The following is a 22,205-nucleotide window of genomic DNA, read 5'->3' on the forward strand; positions in this document are numbered from 1 at the left end:
TCAAAAAGAAGTCTGCGCCAGCAGCTGCTGATACTGCTCCCAGTCAAAAGCCGGCCCCGGATCGGTCTTGCGCGTCGGGGCGATATCGCTGTGGCCGGTAATGCGCGATGGCGTTAAAGGATAGTGCTGCAGCAGCAGCTGTGTGACGGCGGCCAGCGCCTGGTACTGCGCATCGGTATAAGGCAGATCGTCGGTGCCTTCCAGCTCGATGCCGATAGAGAAGTCGTTGCAGTTTTCGCGGCCCTGATAGCTGGAAACCCCGGCGTGCCAGGCGCGATGATCGAAAGAGACATACTGCACGATTTCGCCGTCGCGGCGAATCAGGCAGTGCGCGGCGACCTGCAGATGGGCGATGTCGGCAAAATAGGGATGGGCGTCGGGCGGCAAGGTGCCGGTAAACAGCCGATCGATCCACGGCCCGCCGAATTCGCCCGGCGGCAGGCTGATATTGTGGATCACCAACAGCGAGGGCGTCTCGTCATTGGGACGTTGATTAAAATGCGGCGACGGCACCTGACGAATGTCGGTCAGCCAGCCCTGTTCCAGTTTCATGCTGGTTTTTCCTTAGCAGAGTCCGGCTGAGAATAGCATGATTTACGATAACTTTTTGCAGCCTAAAGGTGCGGCCAGGCGACGCTGCCGGACGAGAGTTAAGTATACTAAACAAAAGTGCGGCTGCGTCTGGTGAAAAGCGCCGTTTCGATCTATTGTGGCTGCCTCTGTATTGAGGTCATCAGGAGCGAAATCGTTATGCCAACCCGCCGTTATAGTGTTGATAGCCGCCGCGAGGCGCTGATCGCCCGCATCGAGCAGGACATTCCCGCTACGGTCGCGCGCGCCTTGCAGGAGGATTTAGGCGGCGAAATCGACGCCGACCGCGACATTACCGCCCAGCTGCTTCCTGAAGAGAGCCCGGCGCACGCCCGGGTCATCACGCGTGAGGCGGGTGTTTTCTGTGGTAAACGCTGGGTAGAAGAGGTGTTTAACCAGCTTGGCGGCCATGTGACGCTGAGCTGGCAGGTCGAAGATGGCGACAGCCTGACACCCGATCAAACGCTGTTCACCCTGAGCGGCCCTTCCCGCCTCCTGCTGACCGCCGAGCGCACCGCCCTGAATTTCGTCCAGACGCTGTCAGGGGTAGCGACCGAAACCCGACGCTATGTGCAACTACTGGAAGGCAGCGACACGCAGCTGCTGGACACGCGCAAAACCCTGCCGGGACTGCGCACTGCGCTGAAATATGCGGTGCTGTGCGGCGGCGGCGCGAACCATCGCCTCGGCCTCTCGGACGCCTTTCTGATTAAGGAAAACCATATCATCGCCAGCGGGTCGATTCGTCAGGCGGTAGAGAAAGCGTTCTGGCTGCATCCGGACGTGCCGGTAGAGGTCGAAGTGGAGTCGCTGGAGGAGCTGGATCAGGCGCTGGCGGCGGGTGCCGACATTATTATGCTGGATAATTTCACCTTCGACGCGATGCGCGACGCCGTGGCGCGCACGCAGGGACGGGCGCAGCTTGAGGTCTCCGGCAACGTGACGGAAGCGACGCTGCTGCAGATTGCCCAGACCGGCGTCGACTATGTCTCCGTCGGCGCGCTCACCAAACACGTGCGCGCGCTCGATCTCTCGATGCGCTTCACCAGCCTGTAAACCGTCAGGGCCGTGCCGCCGCGCACGGCTTTTTTGCGCGTCCACTCCCACCCTGCTGTTTCCCTCGCTGCAACGCTGCCGTTTTCTTGCGCGCCTTTTTCCGGCCCGGAAATCTGCCGCTGGGCCTGACGCCTGCGCTTTTCTACTCTGCCGTCTCTTACCCATAAGAAAGGCGATGCAATGAGCAACCAACAGGGCTTTACCCTGGTCGAGCTGATGATTGTGGTGGGGATCGTGGCGATCCTCAGCGCTATCGGCATACCGGCCTACCAAAACTACCTGCAGCGCGCGGCACTTACCGACATGCTGCAAACCATGGTGCCTTACAAAACGGCCGTTGAGCTCTGCGCGCTGGAGCGCGGCGGCCCGGCGCAGTGTCAGGCTGGCGAGAAAGGCGTTCCGGCGGCGAAAGGTTCACGTTACGTCTCTACCCTCAGCGTCGTAAACGGCGTCATTACCTTAACCGGTCAGGAGAGCCTGAACGGCCTGAGCGTCGAAATGACGCCGGTATGGGACAGCGCGGAAGGCGGTTTGAGGTGGCAGCGCAGCTGTAACAGCAGCAGCGACAGCCTGCGCGATAACTGCCTGGAACAGTTCCGCTTCGATGATAAAGGAGCTGACGATGCCTGATGCCGCTATTCGCGCCCTGTGCCAGCGCTATCGGGCCGTGCTGCTGCATCACGATGCGACGCTGCTGCGCGTCGCCGTGGCAGAACCGGTGCCGGAGGGGCTGAGCGAGGCGCTGCACTTCGCCAGCCAGTGTCAGATTGAAATCGAATGCTGGCCGCTGGCGCGGCTCGATCTTCACCAGCACGGCAGCGCCTCTGCGGATGCCCCGCGCGAGGCGCTGCCGGAGTCGGCGGTCGACGCCGTAAACCAGATGCTGCAACAGGCGCTACGGCGGCGGGCGTCCGATATTCATATCGAGCCGCAGCGCGACGGCGTAAGGATACGGCTGCGCATCGACGGCGTGCTGCAGCCGCTGACGCCGCTGAGCGAGGCGCCGCCCGCCGCGCTGCTCGCCAGACTGAAAATTCTCGGCGGGCTGGATATTGCCGAGCGACGGCTGCCGCAGGATGGGCAGTTTACCCTGACGCTGGAGGGCAAAACCGCCGCCTTCCGTCTGGCGACGCTGCCGGTGCAGTACGGTGAAAAGGCGGTTATCCGTCTGCTGCAGAGCGAAAGCAGTACCCTCTCGCTGGATAAGCTGGGCCTGCCCGCCGCGCAGCGCCGTCTGCTGAGCGCCGCGCTGGCGCAGCCGCAGGGCCTGATTCTGGTGACAGGGCCGACCGGCAGCGGGAAAACCTTTACGCTCTATAGCTGCCTGAGCACGCTCAATCAGCCGCAGGTAAACGTCAGCAGCGTCGAGGATCCGGTGGAAATTCCGCTGGCCGGCGTTAACCAGACGCAGATCAATCCAAAATGCGGACTCGATTTCAACCGGGTGTTGCGCGCGCTGCTACGTCAGGATCCCGACGTGATTATGGTGGGCGAGATCCGCGATGCGGAAACGGCGGAAATCGCGGTTAAAGCGGCGCAGACCGGCCACCTGGTATTATCGACGCTGCATACCAACTCCACGGCGGAAACGCTGACGCGGCTGCGGCAGATGGGCATTCCCGGCTATCTGCTCGGCCCGGCGCTGCGGCTAATCGTGGCGCAACGGCTGGTGCGGCGGCTCTGCCCGCACTGTCGCCAGCCGGCGCAGGCGCTCGCCCATTTCCCGCCCGACATCTGGCCCGGCACCCTGCAAACCTGGCGCGCGCCCGGCTGCGACCACTGCTTTTCCGGCTATTTTGGGCGGCTGGCGCTGTTTGAAATATTGCCGGTTGGCGGCAAGCTGCAAAACGCCATCGCCGCGGAAATGCCGCTCGACAGCGTGCTGGCGCTGGCGAAAAAGCAGGGTATGCGCACCCTGTTCAGCAGCGGGCTAGAGGCGGTCAGCCGCGGCGAGACCTCGCTGGAGGAGATGCAGCGCGTGACCGGACTGGAAGATGTCCCGTCTTAGCCTCTACCGCTGGCAGGCGGTCAATGGCCAGCAGCAGCTGCATGAGGGCGAGCTGCTTGCGGCTGACGAAGAGAGCCTGCTGCGCCAGCTGGCAGAACAGGATCTGCTGCCGGTTAGCTGGCAGCGCGCCAGGGTATGGCGCGCGCGCGACTGGAAATGGCAGCAGAAAATCGACCTTGTCAGACAGCTTGCCACGCTGCTTAAAGCGGGCCTGCCGCTGGCGCAGGGGCTGGAGCTGCTGTCGCAGGGCCATCCGCAACCCGGCTGGCGACTGCTGCTGCATGCGCTGCGCCAGCGGATATTAAGCGGCGAGCCCTTCTCGCAGGCGTTAAGCCAGTGGCCGCAGATTTTTCCGCCCCTGTTCGCCGCGCTGATGCAGGTGGGCGAACTCACCGGCCAGCTTGACGTCTGCTGCGCGCAGCTGGCCGATCAGCAGGCGCGTCAGCAGCAGCTGTGGAATAAAGTGATAAAAGCGCTGCGCTACCCGCTGTTTATTTTACTGGTGGCCGTGGCGGTAAGCGCCGCCATGCTGCTGTTCGTACTGCCAGAATTCGTCTCGGTCTACGCCTCGTTTAATGCGCCGCTGCCCGCCTTCACCGCCGCGGTGATGGCGCTCTCTGTTAGCCTGCAGCGCTGGGGCGGCTGGATCGCGGTCGCGCTGCTGACAGTCGCCGCTGCCTGGCGCGCGCTGCGTCGACGCTCGCCTGCGTGGCAGCTGTGGGAGCAGCGTCTGATGCTGCGCCTGCCGCTGCTCTCGGAGCTGTGGCGCGGCAGCCAGCTCAGCCAAATCTATGCGGTTTTGCAGCTTACACAGCAGGCGGGCATCACCCTGCTGCAGGGGTTGCAGGCGGCGGAGGCGACGCTGACGACCCGGCTGTGGCGCGACGCCGTGGTAGAGCTTCAGCACCATATTACGCAGGGGGCGCCGCTGCATCAGGCGATGCGTGACCACCCGCTGTTTACGCCGCTCTGCATGCAGCTGGTACACGTCGGGGAAGAGGCTGGCGCGCTCGATACCATGCTGGCGCGGCTGGCGGAATGGCATGAGGCGCAAACCCTGGCGCGGGCCGACAGGCTCGCCGCCTCGCTGGAGCCCGCCATGATGGTGATCGTTGGCGCCATCGTCGGCACGCTGGTGATCGCGATGTATCTGCCGGTGTTTGGGCTGGGGAGTGTGATCTATTAGGGCGCACAAGGCGCCCTAATGCCGGACGGTCGTTAACGGTTAAAAACGCGGTTTTCCTGCTCGGCGACGCGGATAAAGGTGGTTCGCTTGGTCAGCTCCTTCAGCCGCTCTGCGCCAACGTAAGTACAGGCTGAACGCAGGCCGCCGAGAATGTCGCGCGCCGTCTCGGCGACCGGACCGCGCAGCGGCAATTTCACCGTTTTGCCTTCCGCCGCGCGATACTGTGCGACGCCGCCCACGTGACGCTTCATCGCCGACTCTGAACTCATACCGTAAAACAGCATAAACTGCTCGCCGTTCTCTTCGACCAGCGTGCCCTCGCACTCATCGTGCGCGGCCAGCATGCCGCCCAGCATCACGAAATCGGCGCCGCCGCCAAACGCTTTAGCGATATCACCCGGCACCGCGCAGCCGCCGTCGCTGACAATCTGCCCGCCCAGGCCGTGCGCCGCATCTGCGCACTCGATGACCGCCGAAAGCTGAGGATAGCCAACGCCGGTTTTCACGCGCGTGGTGCATACCGACCCCGGGCCAATGCCCACCTTAACGATATCCGCGCCGGAGAGGATCAGCTCTTCCACCATTTCGCCGGTAACCACGTTGCCTGCGCAGATGGTGCGATCCGGGAAGCGTTCGCGCGCGCGCTGCAGAAAGGTAACAAAGTGCTCGGAATAGCCGTTCGCCACGTCAATACAGATGAATTTGAGATCGGCGGAGAGCGCCAGAATCGCCGTCAGCTTTTGCAGGTCGGCGTCGGAGGTGCCGGTCGACACCATAATATGATTCAACACCGCGACCGGGGAACGCTGAATAAAAACGCGCCACGCCTCGACGTCGTAATGCTTATGCACCGCCGTAAGGATATCGAAGCCAGCCAGCGCTTCCGCCATGCTGAAGGTGCCGACGGTGTCCATGTTAGCGGCAATCACCGGCACGCCGCTCCAGCTCAGGCCAGAATGCTTAAAGGTAAAGTGACGCTCCAGTTCGACCTCAGAGCGGCTTTTCAGCGTGGATCGTTTAGGACGGATCAGCACGTCTTTAAAACCCAGCTTTAAATCTTCTTCAATACGCATAAAAATTGTCCTGGTAAGTGGCGGCGAATCGCAGTTCGGGTAGCGCACACGGCTCCAGTGGCCTAATCATACGCGCCATACGCCTGCCGACAAGACTGCGAATTTCACTTTATTTAAGCTACAATCCGATAAATTTAACTGAGAATTTTCATTGTGATCGCGCACACAGTTTTACGCTGCGGTTTACCTGCTGCGTAGCGCGCCTGAGAGAGTGATATGCCTTATACCGTGGCGCTGACCGGAGGAATCGGCAGTGGAAAAAGCACCATCGCCAATGCTTTTGCGGCGCTTGGCGTGCCCATCATCGACGCGGATGTGATCGCGCGCGAAGTCGTCGAGCCGGGATCCGCGGCGCTGCAGCGGATTGCGGAACGCCACGGCGAACGTATCCTGACAGAGCAAGGCGCGCTGAATCGCCCCCGACTGAGAGAGATTATTTTCCAGTCGCCCGATGAAAAAGCCTGGCTGAACAATCTGCTTCATCCCCTGATTAACGCCCGCACGCAGCAGCTGAAAGCGCTGTCGACCGCGCCTTATGTGCTGTGGGTTGTGCCGTTACTGGTCGAAAACGGCCTGCAGCATCAGGCGGATCGCGTCCTGGTGGTTGACGTCGATGAAGCGACGCAGCTCAGGCGCACTATCCAGCGCGACGGCATCGACCGCCAGCAGGCGCAAAATATTCTGTCTGCTCAGGCGACGCGCAGCGCGCGCCTCGCCGTAGCCGACGACGTCATTAATAACAGCGGCACGCCCGATGAGGCGCTGCCGCAGGTTGCCGCCCTGCACCAGCGCTATCTGGCGCTGGCGGCAACGCAACAGGATTAACGCCATGAGCACAGTCGTTCTGTTTGAACATCCCCTGAATGAAAAAATGCGCACCTGGCTGCGCGTGGAGTTCCTGATCCAGCAGCTGCATGAAACCGTGCCGCTGACCCGCACCGCTTCGGCGCTCACCTTTTTCCGCATCATTGGCGAGCTGCTGGATATTTTCGAGCGCGGCGATATGCGCACCGAACTGCTGAAAGAGCTGGAGCGTCAGCAGCAAAAACTGCGCGCCTGGGCTGATGTGCCGGGCGTTGATATGGCCGTGGTCGATGCGCTGCGTGACAAGCTCAAAGCGCAGGCGGTTCAGCTCAACAGCGCACCGCGTATGGGGCAGCAGTTGCGCGAAGATCGGCTTATCGGCCTGGTGCGTCAGCGGCTCAGCATTCCGGGCGGCTGCTGCAGCTTCGATCTGCCAGGGCTACATATCTGGCTGCATCAGCCGCAAGAGGTGCGCGACGGCCATGTCGCCGCCTGGCTGGAGACGCTGGCGCCGCTGCACCAGAGCCTGGCGATGATTCTGGATCTTATTCGCCAGTCGGGCGCGTTTCGCCATCAGACCAGCCTGAACGGTTTCTATCAGGACAATGCCGAAGGTGCAGAGCTGCTGCGCCTGCAGTTACAGCTGGAAGATGCGCTTTACCCCCAGGTTTCCGGCCACAAAAGTCGTTACGCCATCCGCTTTTTGCCGCTGGACAGCGAACGCGGCGAGGTGCCCGCACGACTCAACTTTGAACTGGCCTGTTGTTAGAGGTAGCTATGCAAAATGAAGTGATTACCGTTCAGTGTCCGCACTGCGGGAAAGATGTAATCTGGGATGAGCTCAGTCCGTGGCGTCCTTTCTGCAGCAAGCGCTGCCAGCTGATTGATTTAGGCGAATGGGCGGACGAAGAGAAGCGCATCCCCAGCGAGGGCGATCTGAACGACAGCGATGACTGGAGCGAAGAGCAGCGCTGACAGCAGGGGCTGGCGCCCCTGCTATTAAAGCTCGCCGGCGACCAGACGCGCAACCAGCGCATGGTTAGCCGGCGGGAACTCCTCCGCCACCAGCGCGCGCTGCGCAACCCAGCGCTGCGGCTGTCCTTCGCGGCCCCACGGCTCCCCTTTCCAGCCTTCCACCAGAAAGAAGTTCAGCGTCACGCGCAGCGCTTCATAGGTATGATCCGCCGAGCCAATCGCCGTCGCCTGCGTTACCTCGATGCCGGTCTCCTCCAGCAGTTCGCGCTTCAGCGCCTCTTCAGCGCTCTCGCCCGGCTCGATCTTGCCGCCGGGGAACTCCCACATATTTGCCATATGGGACGACGCCGGGCGCTGGGCCAGAAAGATCTCTTTATCGGCGTTACGGATGATGCCAACGGCAACCTGCAGGTGCTTCATACAATTTTTTCCACGTCAGGTGGGTGAATGTGCGCTGATTTTAAAGCATGGGCGGCGCAAAGTTAATCACGCCGCGCAGGCAAGAAAAAAGGCGCCGAAGCGCCTTTTTTACAGCTGTCAGGCCAGTCGGCCGTGGCACTGCTTATATTTTTTACCAGAGCCGCACGGGCAAAGATCGTTGCGTCCGACTTTGCGCTCGCCACTCTGCGCTGCCAGCGATGCGGCGGCTGCCGCTTCGTCGTCAACATGGCTGAGCTGCTGCTGCTGCGCCAGGCGTTCCGCCTCTTCGCGACGCTGCTGCTCCATCGCTTCAACCTCTTCCGGCATACGTACCTGAACCTTGCTCAGGGTGCTGACCACTTCATATTTCAGCGACTCAAGCATGGCTGCGAACATGGCGAAGGATTCGCGCTTGTACTCCTGCTTAGGATCTTTCTGCGCATAGCCGCGCAGATGGATGCCCTGACGCAGATAGTCCATCGCCGCCAGGTGCTCTTTCCACAGCGAATCCAGCGTCTGCAGCATGACGCCTTTTTCGAAGTTACGCATCATCTCAACGCCAACCACCTCTTCCTTGCTGGCGTAGCTCTCGCGGGCGCGCGTCATGATGCGCTCGCGCAGCGTCTCTTCATGCAGATCCGGCTCTTTATCGAGCCACTCGGCGATCGGCAGGTCGAGATCGAAGTCAGCGCGCAGACGCTCTTCCAGACCCGGCACGTCCCACATCTCTTCCAGCGACTGCGGCGGAATGTAGGTGTCGATGGTGGTTTTAAACACGTCATCGCGGATGCTGTTAATGGTTTCGCTGACGTCGGAAACGTCCAGCAGCTCGTTGCGCTGGCTGTAGATAGCGCGACGCTGGTCGTTCGCCACGTCGTCATACTCCAGCAGCTGCTTACGGATATCGAAGTTACGGCTCTCGACTTTACGCTGCGCGTTAGCGATGGCTTTGGTTACCCACGGGTGCTCGATCGCTTCACCCGGCTTCATGCCCAGTTTACGCATCATATTAGAGACGCGATCCGAGGCGAAAATACGCATCAGCGCATCTTCCATCGACAGGTAGAAACGGGAAGAACCGGCGTCGCCCTGACGACCGGCGCGACCGCGCAGCTGGTTGTCGATACGGCGCGACTCATGGCGCTCGGTGCCGATAATATGCAGACCGCCTGAGGCGAGTACCGCATCGTGGCGCTGCTGCCAGGCCGCTTTAATCTCTTCGATCTGCGCTTCTGTTGGCTCGACCAGTTCGGCGACCTCTGCATGCCAGCTGCCGCCCAGCATAATGTCGGTACCACGACCCGCCATGTTGGTAGCGATGGTGACCGCACCCGGTTGACCCGCCTGAGCGACGATGTCCGCTTCACGGGCGTGGAACTTGGCGTTCAGCACGTTGTGCTTGATGCCCGCGCGGGTCAGTTCATTAGAGACCACCTCTGATTTTTCAATAGAGATTGTCCCCACCAGCACCGGCTGCCCATTGGCGGTACGCTCGCGGATATCTTCGATGATCGCGTCGATCTTCTCTTTTTCGGTCATATAGACCAGATCGGGCAGATCTTTACGTACCATCGGACGGTTGGTCGGCACGACGATCGTGTCGAGTTTATAAATAGAGCTGAACTCAAAGGCCTCAGTGTCCGCCGTACCGGTCATACCGGCCAGCTTTTCGTAGAGACGAAAGTAGTTCTGGAAGGTGATAGAGGCCAGCGTCTGGTTCTCGTTCTGGATCTCCACGCCCTCTTTGGCTTCAATCGCCTGATGCAGGCCATCTGACCAGCGGCGGCCCTGCATGGTACGGCCGGTGTGCTCGTCGACGATAACCACTTCGCCATCCTTCACGATGTAATCCACATCGCGCGTGAACAGCGCGTGAGCGCGCAAGGCCGCGGTGACGTGATGCATCAGCATGATGTTGGTTGGCGAGTAGAGTGATTCGCCCTCTTCCATAATGCCCTGGCTGACCAGCAGCTCTTCGACCTTGATCAGACCGCGCTCGGTCATGTGCGCCTGACGCGCTTTCTCATCAACCCAGAAATCGCCTTCGCCCTGGAAGGTGTCAGAATCTTCTTTCTCCTGGCGTACCAGGCCAGGAATGATTTTGTTGACCCGGGTGTACATTTCCGAGCTGTCTTCCGCCGGACCGGAGATAATCAACGGCGTACGCGCTTCGTCGATCAGAATGGAGTCGACCTCATCCACCAGCGCGTAGTTTAGCTTACGCTGCACGCGCTCTTCAGGGCTGAACGCCATATTGTCGCGCAGATAGTCAAAGCCATATTCGTTGTTGGTGCCGTAGGTAATATCTGCCGCGTAGGCTTCGCGCTTCGCCACTGAAGGCATGCCCGGCAGGTTAATGCCGACGCTCAGGCCCAGGAATTCAAACAGCGGACGGTTATTTTCCGCATCGCGCTGCGCCAGATAGTCGTTGACGGTGACAACGTGCACGCCTTTGCCGCTCAGGGCGTTGAGGTACGCCGGCAGGGTCGCGGTCAGCGTTTTACCTTCACCGGTGCGCATCTCTGCGATACAGCGATCGTTCAGCACCATGCCGCCGATCAGCTGTACGTCAAAGTGACGCATGCCGAAGACGCGCTTACTCGCTTCACGCACCGTTGCGAAGGCTTCCGGGATCAGGCTTTCCAGCGTCTCGCCCTTTTTCAGGCGCTCGCGGAACTCGTCGGTTTTCGCTTTCAGCTCATCGTCAGAAAGTTTCTCGAAATCCGGCTCCATCTTGTTGATGACGTCTACGACTTTGCGCATGCGGCGCAGGGTACGATCGTTGCTGCTGCCAAATACTTTAGTTAACAGTTTGATTAACATATTAAAAACTTCTCAATTCAGCCGCGTCGCGCGGGCTGCGATAATAAATAAAGGTATTTTAAAAAGGGGTTCAGACAAGCAGCGTAGACGGTCCGGCGCGAATTGCATGGGTTTTGCTGCGCCAGTCGGCCAGTGAAGTGGCAGGCGCGAGCGTATCGCGCGGCGCCTCAGCGACCGGCTGCGACGGCTGGCGCAGAGAGGTGTGGGTAGTCAGCAACGCCTGAAGCGAGTCGATCAACGCCAGCTTGTGCGCAGCCAGCGGCAGCATATCGGGCGTTTCCGCCTGCGGCGTCAGGGTAAAAGAAAGATGGCGGATAACCGTGCGGATAGCGTGCTGATGCCAGTAATCTATCGTAAAGCTGGGACGACGCGCCGTCTCCTGCAGCCGGATCAGATGATCGAAGCGCGCGGCGTTGCCGACGAACAGGCTGCTGGAGGAGGATTCGGATGAGGTGTTGAATTCGGCGCTCTGGGCGCAGACAGGCAAGCCAAAGCTGGCCGCCACCATCCCCAACAGGAGATGAGGCCAGAAATAGCGTCTGCCTAAATGTCGCCAGCGTAGAAAAATTCCGATCACAACTCTTCCATTGCGCATCAACGAGCGCGTCGTTGTCAGGGGTTTGCCGCTCGTCTTTGAACAGCGGCGCTCAGCTTTTCAGAGCGCCTGATAGTACCATTAATGTGGGGCGCCCACATCAGTGTTTAAAGTCGCTCTGGAAGAAAAGCCGCCTGTTTGTTCAGCGTTTCAGCAACGCTATGCCATTTAGTGCGAGACGTGTCGAAAATTCAGAGGGGCAAAAAAAGCGCAATAAAAAAGGCTGGTGCCGCTGACCGGAGAGGGTGTCAGCATAACCAGCCTTTCAGGGTTCCGGGGTAATTAAGCCAGAACCAGATTCGGTGCCTTGAACGCCAGCGGCAGTTCCGCTTCGTCTTCGAAGGTAGCCCATTCCCAGGCTTCTTGTTTCGCCAGGACGGCCTGCAGCAGCTTGTTGTTCAGTGCGTGGCCTGATTTGAACGCGGTGAACGCGCCGATAATATTGTGGCCGCACATAAACAGGTCGCCGATCGCATCCAGCATTTTGTGACGAACGAATTCATCTTCAAAACGCAGGCCTTCTTCATTCAGCACGCGGAAATCGTCGAGACCGATAGCGCAATCCAGACTACCGCCCAGGCACAGGCCTTTGGATTGCAGATACTCGATTTCGCGCATAAAGCCGAAGGTACGCGCGCGGCTGATCTGACGCACAAAAGAGTCGGCAGAGAAGTTCAGCTGATAGCGCTGGGAGCTGGAGTCGATCGCCGGATGGTTGAAGTCGATGGTGAAATCGAGAGAGAAACCGTTGTACGGCTTGATCTCGGCCCACTTATCGCCATCTTCCACGCGAACAGTCTGCTTAACGCGCACGAATTTCTTCGCGCTGTTCAGCTGTTCGATACCCGCATCCATCAGCAGATAGATAAAGGGCGCGGCGCTGCCGTCCATAATCGGAATTTCCGGCGCATCCACTTCAACGATAATGTTGTCGATACCCAGGCCAGCCAGCGCGGCGTTCAAATGCTCAACCGTCGAAATACGTACGCCTTCATCATTCACCAGGCAGGTACTCAGCATGGTGTCGCGCACATATTTTGCATCAGCCGGGAAATCAACCGGTGGATTCAAGTCAGTGCGACGATAGATGACCCCGGTATTAGCCGGCGCAGGGCGTAAGGTCAGCGTGACTTTCTTGCCGGTATGCAAACCGACACCAGTCGCCTGAACAATACGTTTTAATGTCCTTTGTTTGATCATCGTATTATCTCGCAATATTACCCATCCGACCGCCAGTATACTTTACCAGCGGGCGAACACTTTAGCACAAAGAGCGGAGAATCCCAATTCTCAGCTTATTCCTAATCGGCCTGCTTACGCAGAAACGCTGGAATATCAAGGTAATCGGGCTCTTTGTTTGACTGCGCAGTCTGGTCGTTGACCACTTTAGCCGCCGGCTTTTGCTCCTGCGGCAGCGGCGACATGCCGTGCTGCTGGTAGCGATGATCCATCACAGGCTGGCTGGCTGGCTTGTTGGTCACCAGGGTAATTTCCGGACGTTTGTCCATGCCGATGCCGGTTGCCACCACGGTGACGCGCAGTTCGTCGTTCATCTCTGGATCCAGCGAGGTACCGATAACCACGGTCGCATTGTCAGAGGCGAAGGCGCGGATAGTGTTACCCACGGTTTCGAACTCATCCAGACGCAGGTCGAAGCCCGCGGTGATGTTGACCAGCACGCCGCGCGCGCCAGAAAGGTCGATATCTTCCAGCAGCGGGCTGGAGATCGCCATTTCCGCCGCCTCTTCCGCACGGTCTTCGCCGCAGGCAACGCCGGAACCCATCATGGCGTAGCCCATTTCGGACATAACGGTGCGCACGTCAGCGAAGTCGACGTTCATCAGGCCCGGACGCGTAATCAGCTCGGCGATGCCCTGTACTGCGCCTTTCAGCACGTCGTTTGCCGCGCCAAAGGCGTCGAGCAGAGAGATGCCGCGACCCAGCACTTTCAGCAGCTTGTCGTTCGGGATCGTAATCAGCGAATCCACATGCTTAGAGAGCTCGGCGATGCCCTGCTCGGCAAAGGCCATGCGCTTTTTGCCTTCGAAGTTAAAAGGCTTGGTCACGACCGCAACGGTCAGAATGCCCAGGTCTTTGGCTACTTCCGCCACCACCGGCGCAGCGCCGGTACCGGTACCGCCGCCCATACCGGCCGCGATAAACACCATGTCTGCTCCCTCCAGCGCAGAACGCAGTGCTTCGCGATCTTCTTCCGCAGAGGTACGACCAACTTCCGGATTCGCTCCGGCACCCAGACCTTTGGTGATATTGGTACCGATCTGGATAGTCTGGCCAACCGCTGTTTTACGCAACGCCTGGGCGTCGGTGTTCACAGCGAAGAATTCCACACCTTCGATACGCTCGCGTACCATGTGCTCTACGGCGTTGCCACCGCCCCCGCCGACGCCGATGACTTTAATCACCGCGTCATTGGTTAATTCCATCGGTTCAAACATGATTTCTCTCCGTTATGTGCCTGTCGCCTGGAGACCATAAACAGTGCCAGCATGGTCTCCTTTCTAAAATCAAAATTCTTTCTTCAACCAGCTATTGATGCGCTTGAACCAGTTGCCCACCGATGCGCGTTTTTCCGTCTCTGCATCGCCGTTCATATGGGACTCTTTGCCATAGTGCAGCAGTCCCACTGCGGTCGAGTAATAAGGTTCCTGCGCGTAATCTGTCAATCCTGTGATATTGAGCGGCTGCCCGATGCGCACCTGCGTATGGAAAACGCGTTGCGCGCAGGCGGCAAGCCCTTCAATTTGCGCCGCGCCACCGGTCAGCACAATCCCGGCTGCCAGATGGTGCTTAACGCCCTGCTGACGCAGTTGTTCCTGTAGCTGCAAAATCTCGTCGTTAACCAGATTCAGCAATTCGGTGTAGCGCGGCTCGATCACTTCAGCCAGCGTCTGCCGTTGCAGACTGCGCGGCGGACGTCCGCCAACGCTCGGCACTTCGACGTTTTCGTCTTTGCCGACAATCGAACCCAGCGCGCAGCCGTGGCGAACTTTAATCGCTTCCGCATCTGTCGGCGGCGTGCCGAACGCGTAGGCGATATCGCTGGTGACTACGTTACCCGCATAGGGGATCACTTTAGTGTGACGCAGCGCGCCGCCTGTATAAACAGCGATATCCATTGTACCGCCGCCGACGTCGACAACACAGACGCCAAGCTCACGTTCATCTTCGGTCAGTACGGCGAAGCTGGACGCCAGACCGGCAAAAATCAGTTGGTCAACTTTAAGGCCGCAACGTTCAACGGCTTTAACGATATTTTTCGCCATATCGTTGTGACATGTGATCAGGTGCACTTTTGCCTGCATGCGCACGCCCGACAAGCCGACCGGATTTTTGATGCCTTCCTGATAATCGATAGCGTATTCCTGAGGAATAACATGCAGGATGCGGTGCTCATCGCGCACGCGCACTGACTTCGCAGTGTGTACGACATTTTCCACATCATCCTGAGTCACTTCCTCTTCTGAAATCGGAACCATCCCGATTTCGTTCTGGCAGCTGATATGTTTGCCCGATAAAGCGAGGTAGACCGACGAGATCTGGCAATCCGCCATCAGCTCAGCCTGGTCGATGGCGCGCTGTACGCATTTCACCACCGACTCGAGGTCGTTTACGCCGCCTTTATCCATGCCGCGAGACGGGCAACTGCCCACCCCGATAATGTTGACCATACCATCGGGCAGAATTTCCCCAACCAGGGCGGCAACCTTCGCGGTGCCAATTTCGAGTCCAACTACCAGTTTTCTGTCCGTTGCCTTGATCATTGTTTAGCCTGTGCCTGGTTCTGTTGCTGATTACTGTCCTGGAGCTCTACGGGCTCCGGCGTCCAGCCCACGGCTGCACCCGAGTCGTACCGCAAATCCACATAGCTGATACGCTTGTGCTCATTTTGCCCTTGCTGCTGCAACGCCGGGTAGAGCTCGATAAATCGGTTAAGACGCTTCATGGGTTCGCCGCGCCCCAGCTCGATGCGTACATCGTCGCTGGTGACCAGCTGCCATGACCGCCGCGCCGTCATCGACGCGACCTTCAGGGTAAACTTGTTGGCCTTCAGCACGTCGCTCATGCTGTGATAGCCCGCCAACACCTCTTTTTCGCTGCCTTCCGGCCCATACAGCATCGGCATCGTTTCCTTGCCGATATGGCTGGCCGGCACGCTGAAGGAGACGCCGTCCGCGTCCACCATATGCAGATCGTTCCAGCGCGCCACCGGCACATATTCCACCAGGTGGATCTTCAGCTCGTCAGGCCACTGCTTGCGCACGCTGACCTGTTTAATCCACGGCAGTCGCTCAATCTGCTGCTGGAGGATGTTAACATCCTGCGACATAAAGGTGCCCGGCGCGCCCAGCGACAAAATCGCCTGGCGAATATCATCGTGCGTGGTGTAGTGGGTTTCGCCCGTCACCACCAGCCGTGAAAGCGGCAGGCGCGACGCGTCGTTCATCCACTTCAGTACCACCAGCCCGCCGAAAATCATAATGCCAATAACCATCAGCAGAAAAACGATGCCGAAAAGTCTGGCCCCGTTGCTGCGCCCCGTGCGCACGCGCTCCTGGGGTTCGCGGTTCCGTGCGTTAAGTGCCGCCTGTGACATATCAGTCAGCCAGTTCCAGAATACGCGCCACCAGCTGCGAGAAGCTCATTCCCGCAACGCTTGCCGCCATCGGCACCAGGCTGTGGCTGGTCATGCCCGGCGAAGTGTTCGCCTCCAGCAGCTGGAAGTTGCCTTCACCGTCCACCATGACATCGACTCGTCCCCAGCCGCTGCAGCCCAGTGCGCGCCATGCGTCCCAGACCAGCCTCTGCAGTTCTGCCTCCCGCTCGGCGCTCAAACCAGCCGGGCAGAAGTATTGAGTATCGTCAGAAATGTATTTTGCTTCATAGTCATAAAATTCGCTGGCGGTCTGAATGCGTATGGCCGGCAGAATCTGGTCGCCAATAATGCCGACCGTGTACTCCTCGCCGCTGAGAAAGGCCTCGATCAGCACGTTATCGTCATGACGAAAAGCCTCATCCAGCGCGGCAGGCAGCGTCTCCGGCGTGTTGACGCGGCTGATGCCGACGCTGGAGCCTTCGCTGCTCGGCTTGACGAACAGCGGCAGGCCCAGCGCCTCGACGGCGTCGCGCGTTTCAGCGTTCAAACCCGCCTGATACTGCTCGCGCGTCAGCCAGACAAACCGGCCAGACGGCAATCCACGTCCCTGCCAGAGCAGCTTAGTGCGCAGCTTATCCATAGTGATAGCGGACGCCATCACGCCGCTGCCGGTATAGGGCAGCTGTAAAAATTCCAGCACCGCCTGCAGCGTGCCATCTTCGCCTCCGCGGCCGTGCAGCGCGATAAACGCGGCGTCAAAGCCCTGCTCTTTCAGCGTCAGCACCGACACATCGCGGGTATCGACCGCGTGGGCGTTAATGCCCGCCTCGCGCAGACCCGCCAGCACCGCGCTGCCCGACATCAGCGACACGTCGCGCTCTGCCGAGGTACCGCCCATCAGGACGGCGACTTTATCAGCCATGACGCTCCTCCGCTTTACGCTCGGGCTGCAGCTTGCAATCCGCCAGCTTGCGCGCCACTTTGCCTACGTTACCGGCGCCCTGCACCAGAATCAGATCCTTGCCCGACAGCAGCGGCGCCAGCATTTCCGGCAGCGCGTCGTGATCCGGTACCAGCACCGGATCGACCTTGCCGCGTCCGCGAATAGAGCGGCAGAGCGCGCGGCTGTCTGCGCCGGGGATCGGCGTTTCGCCCGCCGAATAGACATCCAGCATCAGCAACACGTCGACCTGCGACAGCACGTTGGCGAAGTCGTCGAACAGGTCGCGAGTGCGCGTATAGCGGTGCGGCTGAAATACCATCACCAGCTTCTTGTCCGGCCAGCCGGCGCGCGCCGCCTTGATGGTGGCGTCGACTTCGGTCGGATGATGACCGTAATCGTCGACCAGCATCGCCGTGCCCGGATTGCCGTTTACCGGCTCCGTCGGGAATTCGCCCAACAGATCGAAGCGACGCCCGGTGCCCTGGAAACTCTCCAGCGCGGCGAGAATGGCGTCGTCGTCGATGCCCTCTTCGCTCGCGACCGCTACCGCCGCCGCCGCGTTAAGCGCGTTATGGCGGCCTGGGGCGTTCAGCGTCACCTGCAGGCGAGGCTTGTCGTGACGCACCAGGGTAAAGTGCCCCTGCGCGCCGCGCTGCTCATAGTGTTCAATGCGCACGTCGGCGTCGTCGCTGAAGCCGTAGGTGGTGATATGACGTCCCACGCGCGGGATCAGATCGCGGATCACCACATCATCGATGCACATTACCGCACGACCGTAAAACGGCAGGTTGTGCAGAAAATTAATAAACGTCTGCTTCAGGTTTTCGAAGTCGCCCTGGTAGGTGTCCATGTGGTCAGCTTCGATATTGGTCACTACCGCCACCATCGGCTGCAGATGCAAGAAAGAGGCGTCGCTCTCGTCCGCCTCCGCAATCAGGTAGCGGCTGCTGCCGAGCCGCGCGTGCGTGCCCGCCGCCTTAACCAGACCGCCGTTAACAAAGGTCGGATCCAGGCCGCCTTCCGCATAGATGCTCGACACCATCGCCGTGGTGGTGGTTTTGCCGTGCGTGCCGGCGATGGCGATGCCGTGACGAAAGCGCATCAGCTCCGCCAGCATCTCAGCGCGGCGGATAACGGGAATACGCTGTTCGCGCGCCGCGACCAGTTCCGGGTTGTCCTGCGCTACCGCGCTGGACACCACCACCACGCTGGCGTCGATGACGTTTTCCGGGCGATGGTTGAAATAGATGGTGGCGCCCAGCGCCGCCAGATGCTGCGTCACCGCGTTCGGCGCCAGATCGGAGCCGCTAATATGGTAACCCTCGTTCGCCAACACTTCGGCAATACCGCCCATGCCGGCACCGCCGATGCCGACAAAGTGAATGTGCCGGACGCGACGCATCTCGGGCACAATGGAGCGCAGTTTTGCCAGTTGTTGTGTATTCATCGTTCCTAGTTACCTGTCATCTTTATCCGTGCCCGTTACGGCACCGGCCAGCAATGCTGGCCCGATTATTCACTTCGCGGCGCGCGCCACTTCTCGCGCAACCCGTTCGGTCGCATCGGGGATCGCCACCTGGCGGGCCTTTTCCGCCATGCTCAACAGCGTTGGGCGATCCCAGCGGCGCAGCGTCTCCGCCACGGCATCCGCGGTAAACTGCGGCTGCTCAAAAATTTTGGCCGCGCCCGCTTTTTCCAGCGGCAGCGCATTCCAGTACTGCTGACGATCTTTATGCTGAAAAGGCACGAAAATCGCCGGTAAGCCCGCAGCGGCGATTTCGCTGACGGTCAGCGCGCCGGAGCGGCAAACCACCACATCCGCCCAGGCGTAGGCGGCCGCCATATCGTCAATAAACTCTGTAACCTTGTGCTGCGTCTGCCCGACCTGCTGGTACGCCCTGAGCACATCCTGCAGTGCGCCTTTGCCGGTCTGATGCCACAGCGTCACGCTGTCGCCCAGCGCGGCCGCGACCTGCGGCAGCGTCTGGTTCAGCACGCGCGCGCCCTGGCTTCCGCCGACCACCAGCACGCGAACCGGGCCGCTGCGGTTAACCAGACGCTGCGCTGGCAGCGGCAGCGCCAGCACGTCGGTACGCACCGGATTGCCGACGACGTCCGCATGCGGAAAAGCGCCGGGAAACGCCTGCATCACCTTGCTGGCGATCTTCGCCAGCCATTTGTTCGTCAGTCCGGCAATGCCGTTCTGCTCGTGCAGCACCACCGGAATGCCACAGCTCCAGGCGGCGAGGCCGCCGGGACCGGAAACGTAACCGCCCATGCCCAGCACCACGTCCGGCTGCCACGCCCGCATAATGGCGCGCGCCTGACGCCAGGCGTTAAAAATACGCATCGGCGCCAGCAGTAGCGCCTTCAGGCCTTTGCCGCGCAGGCCGCTGATGCGGATAAACTCAATCTCAATACCGTGTTTCGGCACCAGATCCGCTTCCATTCTGTCGGCTGTGCCGAGCCAGCGAACCTGCCAACCCTGCTCCATCAGATGATGGGCGACGGCCAGACCGGGGAAAACATGCCCGCCGGTTCCGCCCGCCATCACCATCAAACGCTTCCCACTCATCGGGCACCTCGGGTAAACGCCTGCGCTTTGGTCAGGCGCGTTTCATAATCAATTCGCAGCAAAAACACGATGGCGGTCGACATAATCAACAGGCTGGAGCCGCCGTAGCTGATCAGCGGCAGCGTCAGACCTTTGGTCGGCAGCATACCCGCTGCCGCGCCGACGTTAACCAGCGCCTGGAAGCTAAACCACACGCCGATAGAGCAGGCGAGAAAGCCGGAAAAACGCTGATCGATCTCCAGCGCGCGGCGGCCGATCGACATCGCACGAAAAGCGACGAAGAATACCATCAACAAGGCTAAAACCACACCGATATAACCCAGCTCTTCGCCGATAATAGAGAAGATAAAGTCGGTATGCGCTTCCGGCAGATACTCCAGTTTTTGCACCGAGTTGCCGAGCCCCTGCCCCCAGAATTCGCCGCGGCCAAACGCCATCAGCGACTGGGTCAGCTGGTAACCGCTGCCGAAGGGATCTTCCCAGGGGTTCCAGAACGAGGTCACGCGCCGCATACGGTAGGGTTCCGCGATAATCAGCAGCACCACGGCGAACATGCCGGAGCCGATAATCGCCAGAAACTGCCACAGCTTCGCGCCCGCCAGGAAGAGCATTGCCAGCGTGGTGACGAAGAGTACGACCACGGTGCCAAGGTCAGGCTGCGCCAGCAGCAGCACCGCCAGCACCACCATCACGCCCATCGGTTTGCAGAAGCCCCAGAAGTTGTTACGCACCTCTTCGACCTTACGCACCAGATAGCTGGCGAGATAGCAGAAGAGCGACAGCTTCGACAGCTCCGCCGGCTGGATACGCAGCGGGCCGAGGGCGATCCAGCGCGAGGCGCCGTTCACCGAGCTGCCGACTACCAGCACGATAAGCAGCATCACCACCGTGGCCAGCAGCATAACGTTGCTGTAGCGCTGCCAGAAATCCATCGGCACCCGCAGCGTAACCAGCGCGATGCCGAGTCCCAGCACGATATAGAAGGCGTCGCGCTTGGCAAAATAAAAGGGATCGTCGTTAAGACGCTGACCGACCGGCATCGAGGCCGAGGTCACCATCACGAAGCCGACAATAGCCAGGCCGAAGGTGAGCCACAGCAGCGTGCGGTCATAGAGCACCAGGGCGGAGTCGTCGCTTTCGCGCGCGCCCATTACCCAGTCTTTCAGCCGACTGCCGATAAAGGCGAAGAGTCCGATTATCATTCCGCCGCCAGGAATACGCATCAGCCTAACTCCTTCGCCAGCTGCGCGAAGCGATCGCCGCGCTGTTCGAAATTACGGAACTGGTCGAGGCTGGCGCAGGCGGGCGAGAGCAGCACCATATCGCCAGGCTGCACCTGCGGCGCAATCAGCGCCATCGCCTGCTCCATCGTCTCGGTGCGAACCGCACTCTCGGGCCGCAGCGCCGCCAGCGCGTCGCCGTCGCGGCCGAAGCAGTAGAGGCGAACCTTCTCCTCCTGCACGTAGCGCGCCAGCGGACTAAAATCCGCCGACTTACCGTCGCCGCCCAGCAGCAGCCAGAGGCGGCCCTGCACCTGCAGGCCGTTAAGCGCCGCTTCGGTGCTGCCGACGTTGGTAGCTTTTGAGTCGTTAATCCAGCGCACGCCGTTGGCCTCATGCACCAGCTGGAAGCGATGCGCCAGCCCGGTAAAGCTGGTCAGCGCCGCCAGACTGGAGGCGCGCGGCAGGCCCACGGCGTCGGCCAGCGCCAGCGCCGCCAGCGCATTGGTATAGTTATGCTGCCCCACCAGCTTCATCTCATCGGTGTTCAGCACCTTTTCGCCCTTCACCCGCAGCCAGGTGGCGCCCTGCTGACGATTAAGGTGGTAGTCGCCGAAATCGATGCCAAAGCTGACGCAGCGCGCATCGGCACCGCGTACTGGCATGGTCAGCGCATCGTCGGCGTTCACCACGCAGACGCGCGCGTTTTCATAGATGCGCAGCTTGGCGGCACGATACTGCTGCATACCGAGCGGATAGCGATCCATATGATCTTCGGTGACGTTGAGAATGGTCGCCGCCGCGGCTTTCAGGCTCCAGGTGGTTTCCAGCTGGAAGCTGGAAAGCTCCAGCACATAAAGCTGCGCGGGCGATTTCAGCAGCGACAGCGCCGGCAGGCCGATATTGCCGCCGACGCCAACCTGCCAGCCCGCGGCTCGCGCCATCTCGCCAACCAGCGTGGTAACGGTACTTTTGCCGTTAGAGCCGGTGATCGCCACGATCGGCGCCTGCGCCTCGCGGCAGAACAGCTCGATATCGCCGACGATTTCAACGCCCGCCTCGGCTGCTTCGGTCAGTGCCGGATGCGCCAGCGCCATGCCTGGGCTGGCGACGATCAGATCCGCCGCCAGCAGCCAGTCGCTGTTAAGGCCGCCGGTGTAGCGCTCAACCTGCTCAGGCAGCTTGTCGAGTCCCGGCGGCGACACACGGGTATCCATCACGCGTGGCGTTACGCCTTGCGCTAAAAAGAAATCAACACAGGAGAGGCCCGTCAGGCCCAGCCCGATAATGACGACTTTTCTGCCCCGATAGTCAGCCATAA

Annotated in this window: 21 protein-coding genes; 7 read left to right on the forward strand and 14 right to left on the reverse strand. The window is 60.3% G+C overall.

From position 1 onward, the window contains the following. On the reverse strand, positions 1 to 552 hold the full coding sequence (gene ampD, locus LB453_RS18705) for a 1,6-anhydro-N-acetylmuramyl-L-alanine amidase AmpD (RefSeq protein ID WP_103793953.1): 552 nt from the start codon (positions 550 to 552) through the stop codon (positions 1 to 3). A gap of 198 nt (positions 553 to 750) precedes the next feature. Here ampD and nadC point away from each other — a divergent pair, with 198 nt between their 5' ends. The 4 genes from nadC (at position 751) to hofC (ending at position 4,841) form a co-directional block, all read left to right on the forward strand. Then, a complete protein-coding gene (gene nadC, locus LB453_RS18710) occupies positions 751 to 1,647 on the forward strand; it encodes a carboxylating nicotinate-nucleotide diphosphorylase (RefSeq protein ID WP_103793952.1) in 897 nt (298 codons plus the stop codon). Positions 1,648 to 1,827: 180 nt separating this feature from the next. Continuing rightward, positions 1,828 to 2,277, forward strand: a complete 450-nt coding sequence (gene ppdD / locus LB453_RS18715) for a prepilin peptidase-dependent pilin (protein ID WP_103793951.1) — start codon at positions 1,828 to 1,830, stop codon at positions 2,275 to 2,277. After that, entirely contained in the window at positions 2,264 to 3,655 is a 1,392-nt protein-coding gene (gene gspE, locus LB453_RS18720; RefSeq protein WP_103794041.1) for a type II secretion system protein GspE, read from the forward strand. Before ppdD ends, gspE begins: the two co-directional genes overlap by 14 nt. Next, positions 3,642 to 4,841 carry a protein transport protein HofC gene (gene hofC, locus LB453_RS18725; protein ID WP_103793950.1) on the forward strand — a complete coding sequence of 400 codons (1,200 nt, stop codon included), beginning with the start codon at positions 3,642 to 3,644 and terminating at the stop codon, positions 4,839 to 4,841. Before gspE ends, hofC begins: the two co-directional genes overlap by 14 nt. A gap of 32 nt (positions 4,842 to 4,873) precedes the next feature. Here the strand turns inward: hofC and LB453_RS18730 are convergent, their stop codons facing one another. Then, positions 4,874 to 5,914 carry a GMP reductase gene (locus LB453_RS18730; protein WP_103793949.1) on the reverse strand — a complete coding sequence of 347 codons (1,041 nt, stop codon included), beginning with the start codon at positions 5,912 to 5,914 and terminating at the stop codon, positions 4,874 to 4,876. 216 nt (positions 5,915 to 6,130) lie between these two features. Here LB453_RS18730 and coaE point away from each other — a divergent pair, with 216 nt between their 5' ends. From coaE to yacG, 3 genes are read left to right on the forward strand one after another with little or no spacing between them, the layout of a single operon-like run. Further along, positions 6,131 to 6,739 (forward strand): dephospho-CoA kinase, encoded by a 609-nt coding sequence (gene coaE / locus LB453_RS18735; protein ID WP_103793948.1) that lies wholly within the window; start codon positions 6,131 to 6,133, stop codon positions 6,737 to 6,739. 4 nt (positions 6,740 to 6,743) lie between these two features. After that, positions 6,744 to 7,487, forward strand: a complete 744-nt coding sequence (gene zapD / locus LB453_RS18740; protein WP_103793947.1) for a cell division protein ZapD — start codon at positions 6,744 to 6,746, stop codon at positions 7,485 to 7,487. An 8-nt stretch (positions 7,488 to 7,495) separates the two neighbouring features. Then, positions 7,496 to 7,693, forward strand: coding sequence for a DNA gyrase inhibitor YacG (gene yacG, locus LB453_RS18745; RefSeq protein ID WP_103793946.1), 198 nt, complete (start codon positions 7,496 to 7,498; stop codon positions 7,691 to 7,693). Positions 7,694 to 7,717: 24 nt separating this feature from the next. Here the strand turns inward: yacG and mutT are convergent, their stop codons facing one another. The 12 genes from mutT to murD form a co-directional block, all read right to left on the reverse strand. Further along, a complete protein-coding gene (mutT, locus tag LB453_RS18750) occupies positions 7,718 to 8,113 on the reverse strand; it encodes an 8-oxo-dGTP diphosphatase MutT (RefSeq protein WP_103793945.1) in 396 nt (131 codons plus the stop codon). Between the two features lie 117 nt (positions 8,114 to 8,230). Continuing rightward, positions 8,231 to 10,936: a preprotein translocase subunit SecA gene (gene secA, locus LB453_RS18755; protein WP_103793944.1), complete on the reverse strand. Its 2,706-nt coding sequence runs from the start codon at positions 10,934 to 10,936 to the stop codon at positions 8,231 to 8,233. Positions 10,937 to 11,006: 70 nt separating this feature from the next. After that, positions 11,007 to 11,513, reverse strand: a complete 507-nt coding sequence (gene secM, locus LB453_RS18760) for a secA translation cis-regulator SecM (RefSeq protein ID WP_199187274.1) — start codon at positions 11,511 to 11,513, stop codon at positions 11,007 to 11,009. Between the two features lie 300 nt (positions 11,514 to 11,813). Next, positions 11,814 to 12,731: a UDP-3-O-acyl-N-acetylglucosamine deacetylase gene (gene lpxC, locus LB453_RS18765; RefSeq protein ID WP_033749496.1), complete on the reverse strand. Its 918-nt coding sequence runs from the start codon at positions 12,729 to 12,731 to the stop codon at positions 11,814 to 11,816. 101 nt (positions 12,732 to 12,832) lie between these two features. Continuing rightward, positions 12,833 to 13,987, reverse strand: coding sequence for a cell division protein FtsZ (gene ftsZ / locus LB453_RS18770; RefSeq protein ID WP_033749494.1), 1,155 nt, complete (start codon positions 13,985 to 13,987; stop codon positions 12,833 to 12,835). A 69-nt stretch (positions 13,988 to 14,056) separates the two neighbouring features. Beyond that, positions 14,057 to 15,313 carry a cell division protein FtsA gene (gene ftsA, locus LB453_RS18775; RefSeq protein ID WP_033749492.1) on the reverse strand — a complete coding sequence of 419 codons (1,257 nt, stop codon included), beginning with the start codon at positions 15,311 to 15,313 and terminating at the stop codon, positions 14,057 to 14,059. Continuing rightward, a complete protein-coding gene (ftsQ, locus tag LB453_RS18780) occupies positions 15,310 to 16,146 on the reverse strand; it encodes a cell division protein FtsQ (protein WP_048783799.1) in 837 nt (278 codons plus the stop codon). The genes ftsA and ftsQ overlap by 4 nt, the downstream gene beginning before the upstream one ends. 1 nt (position 16,147) lies before the next feature. Continuing rightward, the gene (locus LB453_RS18785; RefSeq protein WP_103793942.1) at positions 16,148 to 17,068 is read right to left on the reverse strand and encodes a D-alanine--D-alanine ligase; all 921 of its coding nucleotides are present in this window, start codon (positions 17,066 to 17,068) and stop codon (positions 16,148 to 16,150) included. After that, complete coding sequence (gene murC / locus LB453_RS18790) at positions 17,061 to 18,536, reverse strand: UDP-N-acetylmuramate--L-alanine ligase (protein ID WP_103793941.1); 1,476 nt, start codon at positions 18,534 to 18,536, stop codon at positions 17,061 to 17,063. Before murC ends, LB453_RS18785 begins: the two co-directional genes overlap by 8 nt. A 69-nt stretch (positions 18,537 to 18,605) precedes the next feature. Then, complete coding sequence (gene murG, locus LB453_RS18795) at positions 18,606 to 19,664, reverse strand: undecaprenyldiphospho-muramoylpentapeptide beta-N-acetylglucosaminyltransferase (RefSeq protein WP_103793940.1); 1,059 nt, start codon at positions 19,662 to 19,664, stop codon at positions 18,606 to 18,608. Continuing rightward, positions 19,661 to 20,887 carry a cell division protein FtsW gene (gene ftsW, locus LB453_RS18800; protein ID WP_103793939.1) on the reverse strand — a complete coding sequence of 409 codons (1,227 nt, stop codon included), beginning with the start codon at positions 20,885 to 20,887 and terminating at the stop codon, positions 19,661 to 19,663. The genes murG and ftsW overlap by 4 nt, the downstream gene beginning before the upstream one ends. Next, entirely contained in the window at positions 20,887 to 22,203 is a 1,317-nt protein-coding gene (gene murD, locus LB453_RS18805) for a UDP-N-acetylmuramoyl-L-alanine--D-glutamate ligase (protein ID WP_103793938.1), read from the reverse strand. Before murD ends, ftsW begins: the two co-directional genes overlap by 1 nt. Between the last annotated feature and the right edge of the window lie 2 nt (positions 22,204 to 22,205).

Source organism: Pantoea agglomerans (assembly GCF_020149765.1).
Taxonomy (GTDB): Bacteria; Pseudomonadota; Gammaproteobacteria; order Enterobacterales; family Enterobacteriaceae; genus Pantoea; species Pantoea alvi.

What these genes read in the sequence shown, in the direction of transcription:
- LB453_RS18785 (WP_103793942.1), bottom strand. Translation starts at nt 17,068, where the DNA reads ATGGCTGATAAAGTCGCCGTCCTGATGGGCGGTACCTCGGCAGAGCGC.
- ftsZ (WP_033749494.1), bottom strand. Translation starts at nt 13,987, where the DNA reads ATGTTTGAACCGATGGAATTAACCAATGACGCGGTGATTAAAGTCATC.
- murD (WP_103793938.1), bottom strand. Translation starts at nt 22,203, where the DNA reads ATGGCTGACTATCGGGGCAGAAAAGTCGTCATTATCGGGCTGGGCCTG.
- nadC (WP_103793952.1), top strand. Translation starts at nt 751, where the DNA reads ATGCCAACCCGCCGTTATAGTGTTGATAGCCGCCGCGAGGCGCTGATC.
- hofC (WP_103793950.1), top strand. Translation starts at nt 3,642, where the DNA reads ATGTCCCGTCTTAGCCTCTACCGCTGGCAGGCGGTCAATGGCCAGCAG.
- ftsW (WP_103793939.1), bottom strand. Translation starts at nt 20,887, where the DNA reads ATGCGTATTCCTGGCGGCGGAATGATAATCGGACTCTTCGCCTTTATC.
- murG (WP_103793940.1), bottom strand. Translation starts at nt 19,664, where the DNA reads ATGAGTGGGAAGCGTTTGATGGTGATGGCGGGCGGAACCGGCGGGCAT.
- ftsA (WP_033749492.1), bottom strand. Translation starts at nt 15,313, where the DNA reads ATGATCAAGGCAACGGACAGAAAACTGGTAGTTGGACTCGAAATTGGC.
- coaE (WP_103793948.1), top strand. Translation starts at nt 6,131, where the DNA reads ATGCCTTATACCGTGGCGCTGACCGGAGGAATCGGCAGTGGAAAAAGC.
- ftsQ (WP_048783799.1), bottom strand. Translation starts at nt 16,146, where the DNA reads ATGTCACAGGCGGCACTTAACGCACGGAACCGCGAACCCCAGGAGCGC.
- secA (WP_103793944.1), bottom strand. Translation starts at nt 10,936, where the DNA reads ATGTTAATCAAACTGTTAACTAAAGTATTTGGCAGCAGCAACGATCGT.
- yacG (WP_103793946.1), top strand. Translation starts at nt 7,496, where the DNA reads ATGCAAAATGAAGTGATTACCGTTCAGTGTCCGCACTGCGGGAAAGAT.
- ampD (WP_103793953.1), bottom strand. Translation starts at nt 552, where the DNA reads ATGAAACTGGAACAGGGCTGGCTGACCGACATTCGTCAGGTGCCGTCG.
- murC (WP_103793941.1), bottom strand. Translation starts at nt 18,536, where the DNA reads ATGAATACACAACAACTGGCAAAACTGCGCTCCATTGTGCCCGAGATG.
- LB453_RS18730 (WP_103793949.1), bottom strand. Translation starts at nt 5,914, where the DNA reads ATGCGTATTGAAGAAGATTTAAAGCTGGGTTTTAAAGACGTGCTGATC.
- ppdD (WP_103793951.1), top strand. Translation starts at nt 1,828, where the DNA reads ATGAGCAACCAACAGGGCTTTACCCTGGTCGAGCTGATGATTGTGGTG.
- lpxC (WP_033749496.1), bottom strand. Translation starts at nt 12,731, where the DNA reads ATGATCAAACAAAGGACATTAAAACGTATTGTTCAGGCGACTGGTGTC.
- mutT (WP_103793945.1), bottom strand. Translation starts at nt 8,113, where the DNA reads ATGAAGCACCTGCAGGTTGCCGTTGGCATCATCCGTAACGCCGATAAA.
- zapD (WP_103793947.1), top strand. Translation starts at nt 6,744, where the DNA reads ATGAGCACAGTCGTTCTGTTTGAACATCCCCTGAATGAAAAAATGCGC.